Genomic DNA, 16,232 nt, shown 5'->3' on the forward strand with positions numbered 1-16,232 from the left:
GTTTTTTTATGGGGGTTATCTGCTTTAGTGGCTTACGCTTCCTGAAAACCGTGTGCACCATCCATATAATTACAGCCACGTGGATTTTTGATGGTATCTGCCAAGAAGCGGAAGTGCTCAATCCCTTCTAGAATACCACGGGCATAACGCTCTGTGGCAAAGAGCACGCTGCTATCTTTACGCAACACGTTAAGCTCTACATCATCATAGTTGCCGACCACAATGCCCATGTTATTGCCCATCAACATATCCCGATCATTACCGGAATCCCCAGCGGCCAGGATATTCTCAACCGGAATCCCCCATTTCAGGGCTAGATGGTTCATGGCCATCCCCTTACTACACCGCAAAGGCAGCAGATCCAAGTAAGATTGCCGGGAATAGATCACCGTAGCCTGCAGATCCCGTTGTCGGAGCAGCTGCTCTAAACTGCGTTTACTGGGCACCTCATGGGGATCAATATAGTAACTCAGTTTATGCGCATTTTGCTCGGTATCAGGCTGCTTGGTAAAACCGGGCAGGCTATCCATAAACAGCTCCAGCTTGTCACGCTCCCAGCGATAGTGGATATGCTGATGCCATGACTCATCACGAATCAGATTTTTACGGTAATAGATCTCCCCACCGACGGAAGTGATGAGAAAATCAGGTGTGGGAATTTTCCATTTTTTCAGTTCTTTGACCGTTGCGTCCAAGGAGCGGGCTGTGGCGACACCAAAGCCAACATTTTGATGTGCCTTGAGCTTTGCCATCAACAGTTCAATACCCTGAGCATCCCCCACCAAGGTATGATCCAGATCACAAAGCAGAAGACGGTCCACACGGGTCAACCGGGTTACAGGACTACACCCCCCGCCTTTGGCCATCTGTTTGGCATGTCGCTTGGCATCACGCTTTAAACGACGTTTAATCACTTCTAAATAACGGTCAACGTGCCCATCCCAGGTGTAGTGGGTATGTACCCCTTTCAGACCATTTTTAGACCATCGCCGCCAGCGGGGTCGATCTTGCAATGCCTCCAGCAGCGATGCCCCCATCGTCTGTGCATTTAACGGATCAATTAGGACACCATTGCGACAGTTCTTCAAAATATCTCTTGGGCCACCATCATGGGTTGCCACCAAAGGTAACCCACTGGCTGCGGCTTCCAGCAGGGTCAGACCAAAGGGTTCTGTCAACGCAGGGTTAACAAAAACACCACGTTTACGGGCCGCCAACCTGTATAGGTCGGGCACATCATCCAAGCTGTTGTGCTTAGGAATGGCCATGGATCCATACAGATCGTAGCGATCCATTAACATAAGCACTTCCGTCATCACCTTTCTGGCACCTTTATCCAGATCGTTGATGTCATCCCGGTTACCAGCAAAGATGACCAGATTGGCTTTTTTCCTGAGCTGTTCATTTTCACCGAAAGCCTTGATCAGTGTGGTGATATTTTTCCGCTCATCGGCACGGGATAGTGCCAAGATCATTGGCTTTTTGGGATCTCGCAAAAAACGATACACTTCCTGCTTGATCTCAGGATCAAACTTCCCCCAGTTCTCCGGTGGGTTAAAACGGGTTAGATCCACCCCTGGCGGCATCACCCACATGCGGTTAGGCATGTAGTTATCATAGAGCGCGTATTGCTCATCCACCTCTTGCTGCGTACTGGTGATGATGAAAGAGGCATTCCCCTGCGTAATCTCTTCACCCTCAATACGGCGATTGATGTTGTAGCGCTCTTCAATGGTCTCTTCAGCTACCCCTTTTTCCAACAGGCGCTCTTTTTTAACCCGACCTAAGGAGTGCCCTGTATGGATATGTAATACACCCAGCTTACGGGCCAGTTGGGTGCCGACCCAACCGGCATCGGAATAGTGACTATGCACCACATCCGGTATCTGCCCTATCTGACGAAAATAGGGCAACATGCTATCTGTAAAGTGTGAGAGGTAGGGCCATAACGACTCTTTACGTAAATAACGTTTAGGACCAGCAGGAAAACGTATAATACGTACCTTCTCCCCCATCTGCTCTTCCAGTTGCGCATAGATTGCATCCACCTTGCTATCGACAATCTGTCGCGTAAAAAGGTCAACCCGCCCAATCTTGGGGTTGCGCCCCAAAGCTCGCGCCAGATCCAATACATAGGTAATTTGCCCCCCTGTATCCGCATCTTTCCCAAGCTCAGGCTGTTCTCCACGGATCAGTCCATGAACACTAATCAAGGCGATATAGAGCGGTTTATCCATCTAAGATTTCCTTACAGATTCAAGATTCAATTCATTAACCTGCCAACGGGTTAACCACGCCTGATAAAAACCAGCATTCAAACAGGTTGCCCCTTGCTGGGTACAAATGGCCGCGGCAAAGTCAATAGCGCGCTGTAACCGTAACGCTGTTGGCCACCCTAACAATCCACCTAACATCCATACGGCGGTCAGACCATCCCCTGCCCCAACCGTATCAACCAAGGTGGTTTGAGGTGCGGGCATAAAGACCATCCCTTCTGCATCCACCAGCATAGCCCCCTGAGACCCCATGGTTAGAATAGCTTGTTCAGCATGGTTTTCCTCACGCAACCGGTCCAGATAGGGGGCAAGGACTGCGGTCTCTTTGCTGATGGGTGCACCGGTCAGTTTAGTTAACTCTTCATCATTTAATTTAATCTCATCAACCCCCATCAACTGTTGCTGGATCGTTGAGATATCCCACCAAGGAGCCCGTAGATTGACATCCATTAACACACGCAACGGTGTATCAGCAGATCGGATCTGTTGTAGGGTTTGCTTGGATTGGGCTTGACGCAAGGCTAAAGAGCCATGACAGAGATAGGCTGAGTCAGGTAACAGCTTGGACGGTGGAATTTCATCATACGCACGGGGATGATGAATGGTATAGCTGGGCTGTGCTTGCTGGAGCGTAATGGAGACACTTCCCGTCTCCAACTGCGGATGTCGGTAAACACCGTCGGTCAACATACCCCATTGCGCCATCACGTCAAGAATATGATCCCCGAGCGGATCCGACCCCACCGACGAGAGCACCAATGGACCAACAGCAAATCCCTGAAGATGCCATGCGACATTAAAGGGAGCCCCCCCCAAAACCTGTTTGCCATCTGGAAAACAGTCATAAAGCACCTCACCAAACAGAACCGGCTTAAGCGCAAAAGACATATCGACTCCCTAAGGATAATGAACCACATCTATAGCGTGCCCCTAAACGTTTAGCAGTGTAACATAGGTTAAGTGGGATCCGAACCGATCCCCCTATTTCCTTGCCTTTCGCCCCATAAACATGGTAACCGGAAGGAGGAAGTATAAGCAGCCGATGAAAACAAGCCACTCATAAGGCACGGCTGGTGATGGTGGGAATGCAGACTAACCCTATGATCTTATTAAGATACGAAGGAGAGCACCGATGACTCTGACACATCGCACCAAAACCCTGGCTGTCGCCGCTTCACTGCTGGCGTTGACCGCAACGGTTACCCCTACAAAGGATGCCCACGCCTGGTTCATGAATGGCCCCTGGAACAACATGAACACCCCCTGGAATGGTATAAACTCGCCTTGGAACGGCTGGGGTGGGCCCTGGAATGGCCCAGGTTATGGGTACCCTGGCTACCGCTACGGCTATCCTGGGCATGGCTATGGCTATACCCCTTACGCCGCCTACCCCCGCTACAACTATGCGCCGGTTATGCCGTTCTACCCTAACTTTGGTGTAAACGCGCCGAGCCAACGCTTTAGTGCCGCAGATGTCGCCCAATTAAAAGGTAAGCTTGGGGTTCGTCCGAATCAGGAGAGTGCTTGGAACGCCCTGGTAGAAGCAGCCAAAGGGGTGGCCCCTAATGCTAGCCTACTCAAGGACCCAGCCGTTAATAAAGCCTATGAAGGCTTGATGGCGGTACTGGACCCTCGCCAACAAGCCATGGCAGAAAACTTTAAACGCTCTCTGCTCTACTGAGCATCCGTTACAGACAAAAAAAGCCCGCCAATGGCGGGCTTTTTTTAACACATATTGGAAATGGCCATGTCTTCTACACGCTCAGACGCTCAAGATCATCTATCACACCAGCAGTTAGAAGACCTGCATATGGCCTATCAAGCAGGCCATTTAGACCCCCATAAACTGGCCTCCCTAGCAGGTCCGCTTCTACTCACACTGCAGCAGTACCAACAGAATCTTCAACAGTTACGCAAGGTGCTTCTACAGGTACCACATGGACCAGGGGACCATAGCGATCTGTGCCGTATGCACAACCAAGGACTCGCCCCGAAAGAAGATGATCACTGCCACTGTCATGTAGGTGCCATACGCCAAATCCTGGCACAAACCGCACAGAGCTCTTAAAATGGGTCTAATATCAATGACCCTACAGTGGAATATCTCTCATGGCTGAGTCCAAGCCCACCGAACAAACATGCCCTCAATGCCGTGGTCGAGGAGAAGTGTTTTGGGGAAATGATGATTGCTGCTTTCAAGGCTGCTGTTTTGAGACCTGCCCTAAGTGCCAAGGACGTGGCAAAGTCCCCCTTACACCCACTGAAGCCCCCCCCGCCCCCCCAAGTGATCACTCAGATTGAGCAGGCACGGTCTCACTAACCGCTTCATACATTTCAAAAACATTGGGGCCTTTGTATATCTCAGGCGTGCTGCCTGCATTTTTATGGGCCTCGCGGAATGCTTCACTTTTTGTCCAAGCCATAAAGTGCTCCTGGCTCTCCCAAAAAGTCATCACCACATGATACTCACTGGTCTCTTCACTGGGTCGAAGAATAACATTCCGGATAAAGCCGGGAGATTTATCGACAAGACCAGCTCGGTTAAGAAAACGGGCCTCAAAAGCCTCATGATGCTCTTTATGTACGGGGATACGGTTCATCACCACGATCATAGCTACACTCCAAATGCTAAAATAGGACCAAACAAGCCCAGTTTCTCATGAAGCACAGCATTTAGCAAAGCAGATGTCAAAATGGTCCTCGCACAGGCGCCATTAACAGCCCCCCTCGCTCTTTAGCTCACTCAAATAACAGAATGTCTACGGTCAATAAAGAGGGAATTACCGAGGGTTTGTTTGGCCATCTTTTTGGCATGTGCCGCTAAACTGGCCACATCATGGTGTGACTTGCACCCCCCTTGCAGGGGTTTAACCGCACCCACGGAAAGAGAAACAAAACCAAAAAAGTGTGTCTGTCCACGACGATCTTGAGAAGTAATCCCCCCCTCGTCACGATCTTTCGGCGCATACCAAAGGGGCGCATGGCGCTCAAACACCTTTAACATGGCTGTGGTTCGCTCATGCCAATCTTCACTTCGAAAAATGACAATAAAATCGTCCCCCCCGACATGACCAATAAAATCACAACGACTGTCCACATGCTCGGTCAACACCTCAGCAACCTTTTGGATCACCCGATCCCCCAGTTCATAGCCGTAGACATCGTTAAAAGGCTTAAAATTATCGAGATCAAAATAGCAGACTGTAAAAGGGGTTTGCGCCTCTAAACAGGCATCAATTTCTTCACAAATGGGTACGTTGCCGGGCAACATGGTTAAGGGGTTTGCGTAGCGTGCATACGTAACCTGTAGCTCTGTGATCTTTTTTAAGAGATCCAGCAAAAAACCCGCACCGATAAAGCGGCCTCCATCGGTGATGATAAAATCATGGGCATCCCTCATTAATGAGCTATCGGTAATGATGCGGCTAGCCTGCTGAAGTGTGACATCTTTTTCAAGAATAAGCGGATCACGACACATCAACCGCTCAATGGGTTTTCGGCCATAGAGATCATGACCAAATTGACTTAGAAAAATGGCCATAAAATGGTTGCGGTGTACCGCACCTACCGGTTTATTATCCGCATCCAATACCGGTATAATACGAAGGCTGGCATCATACTTAAACATCTCTGCCAGCTCTTTTGCCCGGGTCTTTTCGGTAACGGTCAGAGTTGGCCTTAAGAGAGAATAAATGGCATCACCATTACGGGTAATCGGCCGACTCTCCTCGGGCAAATGGTTCACACATTGACCTGCTGTGACCACACACTTATCCGGTTCCATCTCAAGGGCATTCATCATGATCCACATCCAGACATCAAGAGTAACAGAGGAGATACCCATAGGTTTGGCCCCACACACGAACCTACGCCGCGCCCCTCTCCTTACACCTTGGCAGGTTCCACAACACACGGCACAGTATTTCTACCAACTATGCTTGACCCAAGGGCAACACCCTTGCAACGTTTATATGACGGGTTGGAAGATATCTGGATTTACGGATATAAAAAGAGATTGGAACGCAGAATAAAGACAAGATAGAAAAGATTATACTCTTTTTTATATAGACTTAAACAACACACTAGGCAAACTGCAACAGACCTTGTTGAAGCCGCTTATGGCTCTCTAATAGTTGCTGCATCAACGATATCCCTGTATCTGGCGAAGGGTTGGGCTGCTCTATCCAGTAGAGCATTTGCTCAAAGAGGGGAACCATTTCTATCAACCCAACCTGTAACGCACCTCTATTGAGTTGTTGTATCAACGGCTTTAAGGCAGGTCTGTGGGGCTGGTCCAAAAGTGTGCCGACACAGTGTAAAGATTGGTGGCAATCGTGCATCCAAAGCTGTAAAAGCTGATGACTATGTTGACGTTGGGCGGCCTGCTCACTCTGTAAATGGTTTAAGGCACTTTCTGAGAAAAGTTTTTCTAACCCAACAGTTTCGACCTCTTCACGCTTATTCCCTAACCACTGGTTTAACACCTTTTTCAAATCAGAGAGATGGAGCGGCTTACTTACAAAACCATCCATACCCACATTTAGAGCTTGCTGCCGGTCAGCATCATGATCTGTGGCTGTCAAAGCAACAATGGGCAGATGAGCTTCCCCAGCTTTAGCCTGCTCTCGCAAAATTTGGGTGGCTTCCAGCCCGCCCATTTGCGGCATATGCAGATCCATAAGAATCAGATCAAAATTTTGATTTTGAACATATTCTATAGCCTCTTTCCCGGAGCTGGCGACCTGCACCTCAACCCCTAAAGGCTGCAACATACCTAATGCTACTTTTTGATTAACTTTATTATCTTCAACAAGTAAGACCTGCCCTTCAAGAGCCGGTTTTTCATCATCAACAGGCACAACATGGGTATTTTGAAGTTCATGTTGTAATAACCGTACCAGCTCACCAAGGCGAACGGGTTTACTCAGGTACGCAACACTACTGCCTAGCTGGTGACGAGCACCTTCTAGCTGTACAGCAGCCCCCATCATCGCAATCCAAGCTGTGGGTGAGGTCAATACCTGGGTATGTACCATCTGCGCAAGCTCAGGGGTATCCGAGTAGCTAAGATCCATAAGCACCAAAGGTACAGCTTGATCATCGGTTAGATGTTGCCACTGCTGTTGGAGTGTGGCCATGCCATCCAATTTTTGATAGGAGACCCCCAACGCGGATAGCATCTCTTCCAAGGCTGTACAGGTAGATGGATGAGCTTCTAACAACCAAACTTGAGGTAAAGCGTGTGTGGAAAGCAGGGACTCTTCCAAAATCAGCTTTTCTGCCCCATTCAATGGAATATGGAAGAAGAAGCGCGCCCCCTGCCCCAACTGACTCTCCACCCCAATGTCCCCGCCCTGAAGCTCAATAAGCTGTCTGGATATCGCCAAGCCTAAACCGGTACCACCAAAGTTACGGGTGGTGGAACCATCGGCTTGGGTAAATACCTGAAAAAGCCTTTTTTGGGCCTGCTCGTCAATGCCTACTCCGGTATCCTTAACAGAAAAGTGCAGCTCCCCCGTTGCATCCGGCTCACCTTGCCAGGAGAGGAACATTTCAACCTCCCCCTTATGGGTAAACTTAATGGCATTACCAATTAAGTTGGTTAAAACCTGACGAAAACGTAGGGGATCCCCCTTCACGATGGCAGGGAGTGTCTCCCACTGCGCTTTAACAACAAGAGCCACACCCTTGTTATGTGCACGCGGCGCCAACAGAGCAACCACCTCCTCCATCTCCTGCAAAGGATTAAAGGGGATAGACTCCAGCTCAAGATGACCGGCCTCTACTTTTGAAAAATCCAAGATATCATTAATAATATTAAGCAGAGCTTCAGAAGAGTGTTTGGCAATAGAGACATACTCTTGCTGCTGATGGGATAGGCTTTTCTCATCCAGCAACTCCAACATACCCACAACCCCATTCATGGGGGTTCGGATTTCATGACTCATCGTCGCCAAAAATGCGGACTTCAAACGTGCCGACTCCAGGGCCTGATCCCTTGCTTCAGCCAATGCATGGTTGAGATCTGTCAACTCCACCGTTCTTGCTTCAACCTGGACCTCAAGAGAGTCTCTATGCTGACGTAGCGCTTCATCCTGACGTCCAATTTCATTAAGCATCCCGTTAAAACCATCCACTAAGAGATGCAGTTCATCATTGGTATGGATCTCAGGCGCCCGCGCGGCATAGTCTTGGTTAATAGCGACCCGCTGAGCAACCGCGGCCAAAGCTTGAATAGGGGTGGTAATGGTTCGGTGCATACGACGGGCAATTAAATAGGCTGCAGACGCAGACAACACCAAAAACAGCAAGGTCAGGGTAAGATCCTGCCCTAATAGCGCCCGATACCGCCGCAGATCTACCCTTAAATAAAACAGCCCGACCCGTTCATCTTGCAGTTTAACGGGTAACGCCAGATCCAAAAGATGTTGGCCAAACCGATGACCAGACATGGGGATGGACCCCGGGGTTGGTGGCGGAAGACCCACCAGATCCTTGCGCACATAGCGGCTAAATACGGTGCCACTTAAATCATATAGCCAAGCACTGTGTACTTCGCTATCAGCCCCAAGTGCGGCCATCATATCCGACGCACTTTGTGCATCATTAAACACCAGTGTGGCCTGTAGGGTTTGTGCCATCAACTGAGCTTGGATATGGTACTGTTTTTCCAGGGCATCCCGCCGCCCCCAGTAATCTCTAGCCATGTAAGTACTGGCGGAGAACAACAGGGCAATTAACGAAGCGCCCACCGCCATAAGGGTGAGCTTTTGATGAATTGAGAGTCGATGGACTAATCCCATATTCATAACCTTTAACGGACCACATCCAACGCCAGCTGCATCAATTTGGAATTAAACTTAACCGATTGAGCCTCTGCGTGTGCCTGATGGATACGAAATCTTAGTTTATTTTTATGGGTGATCAACTGAACCATCCCCCCCCACTGGAAAAATTCTGGGTGCGGTGAGGCGGTTAACCTTCCTTTACGGTTCAAGGCTTGTAAAGAGTTTTGATCTCCCTGCCACTGCATACCCAAATAGAGCAGATCACACGTCGCCCCCTTATGGGATGCCCCAAAAATCCGGACGCTACGCCCTCTGGCTTTTTTGCCTTTGAGCATTCGGTTCATAACCAACCGTAGCGGTTCGTCCCCCCAGATACAGAGATCAACAAAACTCTGTTTTTCATTGGGCCAGTAGACAAATTTGGTGAAGTTGTAGAGGTAAGCCCCTTTTAAAGCCAAGGCACGGGTATCCTCCGCCCACACAGACGGAACGAACAGCCCCCATACAGCCAACCAGATTAAAGGCTTCCATGTGCTCTTTTGAACCATCAAAAAGTCCAGTTCATACGCATAAAGAGCGAACGGGAAACCTCACTGGAACGGATTTTATAGAGATCCGATGTCACAAACTCTCGGGTATGGGCATCCAACAAATTTTGCCCAACCAGCTCCAGTTGCAGTTGCTTGGTTAAAGCATGTGCGACGCGTAGATCAAGGGTCGCATAGGCAGAGACCCCCTGATGCCCCATGGAAGAGACGTAGCGGAATGTCGGATCTACCTGCCAGATCTCATTGGGGGACCAGTTGATGCGTAAATTCACCTGCTGTTGGGGCAGCAACTGCTCGCCACTGGCCTCTTGGGTCGTGTCGGTACTGGATGGATCGGTATGCAGCCACAACTCCATCCAGGTATAGGCCAAATGAGCCTGCAGCTGATCATCTTTTTTCCAACTTACCGCCAGCTCAACACCGGCCCCTTCCCCATCCAGCAAATTGGCGACATTACGCCGGGTAGCATCTGCAGCGTCTGTCTCTAGAGAACGCAGATCGTCATACTGGTTAAAGTAGATAGAGCCATCAACCATCCAACTGGGATTGGGCTGGTAACGCATGCCCACTTCAAATGCATTCAGCTTTTCAGAGGTAAATTCGTCATTACTGTAGAGTGTGACATAGCTAACCCCTGTTCCAGCTAAACGTAGAGAACCATCCCGCTCAAACCGTGCGGGGGTGCGTACAGCACGTGATATGGCCGCCCAATAACTACTGGTTCGATCCGGGGTGTATAGCAGACGAACATTAGGTTGCAGGTTGTGTCCACTACTTTCATGGTACTCCCATTTACTGCCTAGAATTAGCTTCCAACGATCTTTTTCCAGGGTAATGGTGTCTCGCATATAGGCGTTGAGCAGAAAGGTCACATCGCTTAGAGGGTCCATGCCGATGGTATCGGAACGACGCAGATCATCCACGATCAAGCGTCCGCCCCCCCCCACGGATAACGCATGCCGGTCCCCCCATGGAAATTGATACTGAGCATCACCATCCAACGTGGAGCGTTTAATGCCAATGGCACTTTCGTCCAGAGCAATATGATCCAGATACACCTGCCCTTTCCACTGACGTCCCTGGTTTTCCTCTCCGGTATAGCGACTTAAAAGAAAAGCATGGTTCCGGCGGCTATCTTCATGCAGCTCTGTGGTTAAGTTGGCCGCGGCGTTATCGGGTACCAAAGGGGTCTGTCCGCTACGCACATGGGAAAAAGCCCCCTGCAGCATCCATTGACTCCCATTGTTTAGATCTCGATCCAAACGGAAACCAAGCTGTCCATCGCGCCAGTCATCATAGGCTCCATCTGGATCATAGCCGGTGTCATAACGGTTTAGGCGAGCCGTAATCCGGTACGCATCCCCATTTTCTCTTTGCCCACCATAGCGATAGTTCAAATGTTCCTGATGGTGGGTACCCGTACCAATAGAGACGCGCTGTCCTGCACTCTCTTGAGCATGCCGGGTAATGATGTTAATAACGCCGTTAACAGCATTGGCCCCCCATACAGCACCACCCGGACCCCGGATGACCTCAATACGCTCAATTTCCGTTAATGGTACGGTTTGCAAATCCCAACGCACCCCAGAATAAAGTGGGTTATACAGAGAACGGCCATCCATAAGTACCAACAGTTTATTGGCAAACTGACCATTAAAGCCCCGTGTGGAGACGGCCCATTTACTGGCATCAATACGTGCAACCTGTACACCGGGTACCATACGTAACAGCTGGGGAATATGCTCTGCACCACTTCTGGCAATATCTTCTTTTGTAATGACAAAAACGGCTGCTGGTGTCTCAGCCAAGCGTTCATCTTTTTTGGCGGCAGAACTGACCACCAGATCCATCGTCATCAACTCCTCAAGGGAGAGATCCCCAAATTGATCCAGCTCATCTGCATGAGCCAAGGCCAAAGGATGGCTTAACATGAGCCCAAGCAGAGGCCCCAGCCAAAAAACAGACCGACAACATCGTTTTTTAGAGGAGTCAACATGACTGGGATGCAGATGAGATGGCATAAGAAAAATCACCTTGCAGAGATTTACCACACAAAGCCCTACTTTATTGAAGATAGAGCGCATAAAAATATAAGATCGCACGTCATTTAACGTGGATGCAATGAGATCGTACCACAGACAACTTTTTTAGACGAGATCAGCCGCTTTCTCGACCCAAAAACCAATGCTTGCATTCAATAAAGGATAACCTGCATTACACCACTATAGGCCTGCCAGCGCTGAAAAAAGTATAAAATGTAAACCTGTAAGAAATACGATGGACAGATTTGCCCATATTTACACATTAGCCCCACACGCTTGTAAAAATTCCAGCAGCCCCCAGGGAGGTCAAATTAAGTAAAAAGTCTTTTGCATGGATAGAGAGATAAACGGATGATTCTCACGCTATCCCATGCATTTTATTGATCAATGATCAAAAAAAAGCTAAGGGACACCACATCTTGTGGTTGTCATTGAGTCGTTCAATTAAGTATAACTATATTATATAGGGAGCACTATCCTACTAATTAATTTACATTTTTGACTATAATTTAAGCATAAACTGAGAACATCTGCCCATTCACTTTTTTTAGTAAACTGGAATAGGTCAAGAATTTCATGTTCTTGTCATATTCTGTTAAATCGTGTTCAAACCTCTACGGGGGAAATGTAGATTTGAACCGAGATCATCCAAGGGGACGCTACATGCGGTGGACCATTGCCACCAAGAACTATCTGGGCTTGGGTATCCTGATTTCACTTATGCTGATTCAGGGACTCTCCAGTCTAGCATCGTTCAATACAGCCAATGATCTGGCTTCGACAGTTAATGAGGTTCAGGTACCCGCAGCCATGTCCGGTGGGCGCCTACAAACCTCCATTCAATCCTCTCTCGCCTCGTTGCGGGGCTGGATGCTAATTGGTGATGAAAAATTCAAGCAGCACCGGGCCCAAGCTTGGCAGCAGATTGATGCCGATCTAAACGTACTGACAACGGCTCTACAGAGGTCGGATGGCAACGGTCACACCAAACAGCTCAATGCCATCAAAGGGCAGTTTGCCGATTTTCGTGCCATGCAGGATGAGATTGAAGCTCTGGCCAATACCAAAGAGGCTCAACCAACTCTGGCTACTTTTTTAACCAAAGTAGAGCCCCTTATTCAAAAGCTGGAGAAGTATACCGGCAGCATGATGCGCCGTGAGAGCCGTCGGTTTATGGGTACCGATGACGCCACAAAGGTCAAAGGCAGCCGGACCATGTTGCAAAACATGGCTAAGTTCAACACCACCTTCTCGACAGCGATGACCGAGGTACGCTCCTACTTACTGACTGGCGACCCCAAACATATTAAAAAATATAATAAGAACTGGAAGAGTAACAGTGGCTCCTATGCGGTGTTGGAGCGTGGGCAATCCAACCTAAACAAGAAACAGAAAAAGGCATTTAAACGGATTGTTAGTAGCCGTACTGCGGTTGCTAAAGCTGTTGCAGAAATTTTTAAAGTCAAGAGTAGTGACCCGAACTGGAATAAAGGAACTTGGTTACTGGCCAACAAAGCTGTGCCATTGCTAGATACCCTGAATGGTTCTATTACGACCCTGGTTAAAGCCCAGGAATCCGCCATGAACCAAGGTACGGATGAACTGGCAGGCTCCATTAAAAAGGGTAAGCAAATCACTTGGTTTGCCCTCACCTTTTTAACCATTATTGGTATGTTGGTCGCAGCTATTGTTACCCGTATGGTCACCAAACCGCTTAAACGGATTAACCATACACTACGGCTCATGGCAGAGGGGGACCTGACCCAAACCCTTGAGCAACCGAAAAATGAAGATGAGATTTCAGAAATAACCCGCTCGGTTAACCTGCTGGCGAAATCTTTGGTAAGCATGATGCGTGTGATTGGCCTGAATGCCGGTAGTGTCACAGCCGGTGCAGGTGAGCTCATGCGTATTCGTGATCATATTCAAGCCGATGCAGAGACCTCCTATGGCTTGGTACAAAATGTCACGACCTCAACAGGCAGCCTTAATGAAGAGATTGTTAAAGTTCAAGAAGCAGTGCAGAGCGCAACCAACAAGATCTCTGCCATTTCTGACGCCTCTAACCAGCTCTCTTCAGATATTGCTTTAATTGCCCAGGAGGCCGAACAAGCCTCAGGACGGGTCAACAGTGTTGCCCACGCCTCTGATGATATGCTTATGCGTATTGGCTCGGTTAAAAGTAGCCTGACCCAGGTAGATGATGCGGTTGGTCATGTGGCCGAGTCCATTTACGCCATGACTCGTGCCCTCACTGATGTCCGTGAGCGGTGTCAAAACGCCAGCCAGGAATCGAATGAAGCCAACCAACGGGCTCAAAATGCGGCCCAGGTCATGAGCCAGCTGAGCCACTCGGCTCGTGAAATTGGCAATGTTGTGGATATCATCAACAATATTGCAGAACAGACCAACATGTTGGCACTGAATGCGGCCATTGAAGCTGCGGGTGCTGGTGATGCGGGTAAAGGCTTTGCGGTTGTCGCCAACGAAGTTAAAGAGCTTGCCCACCAGACCCAAGAGGCTACTCAGACGATCTCTGAGCGTATTGATGAGATCCAAACCCACGCACGTAATGCCACCGATGCTAATTCACAAATTACGGCCAGCATTGAGCGTATTAATCAATCCAACCTCACCATTACGGAATCGGTAGACAACCAAACCTACACCATCCGTGATATTTCTGGTTCTATGGAAGGTGTAACCGCAGCCTCCACAACTGCCACGGAAAATGTAGAGAGCCTGGACCAAGCTGCCCGTGAGGTTGCACAATCCGCCACAGAGACTGCGGAAGGCACGGAGAAGATGTCCAACTCGGCAAACGCTGGCATGATGGCCGCGGGCCAAGTCGCCAGCGATAGCGATAGCGCACTGGAGTCGGTACAGATCATCCTACAAGCCATGGACAATACCCAGAACACCTCAAGTGACGTTCAAGACAAGATGCAGCAGGCCGAACGAACAGCAGACTTCCTTGCCGGTTCTGCTTCGCACTTTGGCCGCTTGGGGCAAGTCCTACAAGGTATGTCAAACGCACTTTATGTGGCTCAAATTGAACTGGATACTGGAGCAGCCCCCTTTAATGTCCGGACGATCAAGGATTACTACCTGCATAACCAAGGTGAGCTGGAACAAGCCATTCATGGCCGTATTGAGTTAAACCCTGAACAGTGTGATACCCCTGAACAGACAGATCTGGGTAAGTGGATTAAAGGCAAAGGGGCAGCCCTCTACCATGGCACCCCCTACTTTGAGCAGCTAAAAGGGTTACAGCAGGAGCTCCATACACTGGGGTGTGAAATGGTACGCCAGATTAACCAGGGGAACCATGCCTCCATTGAGGCCCAAATGGAGCAATACCATAACACCCGTGATCGTATGTTTGGGTTATTGAACGAACTCTACCAAGGTTTCACCGCGGAACATCGTGACGATCAACGTCCCTTCTTCCCATGGTCGGATAATATGAGTGTGGGCGTTAAACAGTTTGATGATGACCACAAGGTATTGATCGACTTAACCAACCAACTCCACCGGGGGATGAAAGAGGGCATTGAAAACGATCAACTCCATGCCATTATTGATGAACTAACCGCCTTTACCGAAACCCACTTTAAACGGGAAGAGGCCGCCATGGCTGACATTAACTACCCAGGGTTGGATGCTCAGAAAAAAGAGCACAGAGCCATGGTGAAAAAGGTCGTGGAATTTGCGGATGAGTTCAAAAAAGGCGAGTTTGCTGTTGGGATTGATGTACTCAGCTTTAATAAAACCTGGCTCTCCCAACATATTCTTGGCTCAGACATGGAGTACCGTAGCTATTTCAACAGTAAAGGCATCTATTAACCAGGACCTGCTTTATTCTTGTTTTTCGGGTAGCCCGTTGAAACCGGCGCCGCTCCCCGTTAACATACCGCATCTATCCTGAATTAACCCCCTATAGAGTCGGGTCAAAGGCAACGGTATGTCTGAGAACGAGAATACATCCAGCGACAGCACGGCAATCTTTCAACTTAACATCGCTTATGATGCAGAAGAAGATCGTTTATTGCTGCGTTTGAACGACTCACAAAGCAACGAATACCGTTTTTGGCTGACACGTCATATCGTTATCCGTGTCTGGCCGGCTTTCCTCAAATTTTTACGGCAATATTCAACCGGGGGTGCTACAGCAGCTACACCTGAGGCTGAAGAGATGATGTTGGATTTTGCCCAGCAAAATGCTGATGAAAAAGTTGATTTTAAAACCAAATATCAAGAGCAGTCCCAGTCCCTGCCCTTAGGGGAAGTGCCCATTTTGGTTCACACCATATCCTTCACCCCCAAAGATCAGCTTCTGGAGCTGTCATTGCGCCCTAAAAAAGGGGCTGGTATGACCATGAATATGGATGTCACCCTACTGCATGCCGTCTGTAAATTGATTATGACACGGGTAAACCAGGTGGGCTGGGGCGTTACCTTTTCACTTAAAGATGAACCTGCTGTACCACAACCCGGAAAACCCAAAGGTTCGACCCCTCCAACAACGCCACCTATCATACCACCTGCGGGTGGGCAACTACATTAAGAGCAAGGCCG

11 protein-coding genes are annotated in these 16,232 nt (G+C 49.0%); 4 read left to right on the top strand and 7 right to left on the bottom strand.

The genetic code is table 11. From position 1 onward, the window contains the following. Positions 1-32 precede the first annotated feature (32 nt). Positions 33-2,237: an HAD-IIB family hydrolase gene (locus V5T57_RS00800; RefSeq protein ID WP_332889243.1), complete on the bottom strand. Its 2,205-nt coding sequence runs from the start codon at positions 2,235-2,237 to the stop codon at positions 33-35. After that, entirely contained in the window at positions 2,238-3,164 is a 927-nt protein-coding gene (locus V5T57_RS00805) for a PfkB family carbohydrate kinase (protein ID WP_332889244.1), read from the bottom strand. Positions 3,165-3,408: 244 nt separating this feature from the next. Between V5T57_RS00805 and V5T57_RS00810 the strand changes: the two genes are divergently transcribed. Further along, complete coding sequence (locus V5T57_RS00810) at positions 3,409-3,957, top strand: hypothetical protein (protein ID WP_332889245.1); 549 nt, start codon at positions 3,409-3,411, stop codon at positions 3,955-3,957. 66 nt (positions 3,958-4,023) lie between these two features. Next, entirely contained in the window at positions 4,024-4,344 is a 321-nt protein-coding gene (locus tag V5T57_RS00815; RefSeq protein ID WP_332889246.1) for a hypothetical protein, read from the top strand. 220 nt (positions 4,345-4,564) lie between these two features. Here V5T57_RS00815 and V5T57_RS00820 read toward each other — a convergent pair whose 3' ends face one another. The 5 genes from V5T57_RS00820 to V5T57_RS00840 form a co-directional block, all read right to left on the bottom strand. Continuing rightward, positions 4,565-4,888 carry an antibiotic biosynthesis monooxygenase family protein gene (locus V5T57_RS00820; RefSeq protein WP_332889247.1) on the bottom strand — a complete coding sequence of 108 codons (324 nt, stop codon included), beginning with the start codon at positions 4,886-4,888 and terminating at the stop codon, positions 4,565-4,567. Between the two features lie 131 nt (positions 4,889-5,019). Continuing rightward, a complete protein-coding gene (locus V5T57_RS00825; RefSeq protein WP_332889248.1) occupies positions 5,020-6,078 on the bottom strand; it encodes a GGDEF domain-containing protein in 1,059 nt (352 codons plus the stop codon). Positions 6,079-6,358: 280 nt separating this feature from the next. Continuing rightward, positions 6,359-9,079, bottom strand: coding sequence for a response regulator (locus V5T57_RS00830; protein WP_332889249.1), 2,721 nt, complete (start codon positions 9,077-9,079; stop codon positions 6,359-6,361). An 11-nt stretch (positions 9,080-9,090) separates the two neighbouring features. After that, a complete protein-coding gene (locus V5T57_RS00835; RefSeq protein WP_332889250.1) occupies positions 9,091-9,612 on the bottom strand; it encodes a YfiR family protein in 522 nt (173 codons plus the stop codon). Continuing rightward, entirely contained in the window at positions 9,612-11,543 is a 1,932-nt protein-coding gene (locus V5T57_RS00840; protein WP_332889251.1) for a TonB-dependent receptor plug domain-containing protein, read from the bottom strand. The genes V5T57_RS00835 and V5T57_RS00840 overlap by 1 nt, the downstream gene beginning before the upstream one ends. Positions 11,544-12,317: 774 nt before the next feature. On the opposite strand from V5T57_RS00840, the gene V5T57_RS00845 reads away from it, so the two are divergent. Beyond that, a complete protein-coding gene (locus V5T57_RS00845) occupies positions 12,318-15,500 on the top strand; it encodes a bacteriohemerythrin (protein WP_332889252.1) in 3,183 nt (1,060 codons plus the stop codon). Between the two features lie 118 nt (positions 15,501-15,618). Then, positions 15,619-16,221, top strand: a complete 603-nt coding sequence (locus V5T57_RS00850; RefSeq protein ID WP_332889253.1) for a hypothetical protein — start codon at positions 15,619-15,621, stop codon at positions 16,219-16,221. Positions 16,222-16,232: the final 11 nt, after the last annotated feature.

Origin of the sequence: Magnetococcus sp. PR-3 (assembly GCF_036689865.1) — a bacterium.
Lineage (GTDB): Bacteria > Pseudomonadota > Magnetococcia > Magnetococcales > Magnetococcaceae > Magnetococcus.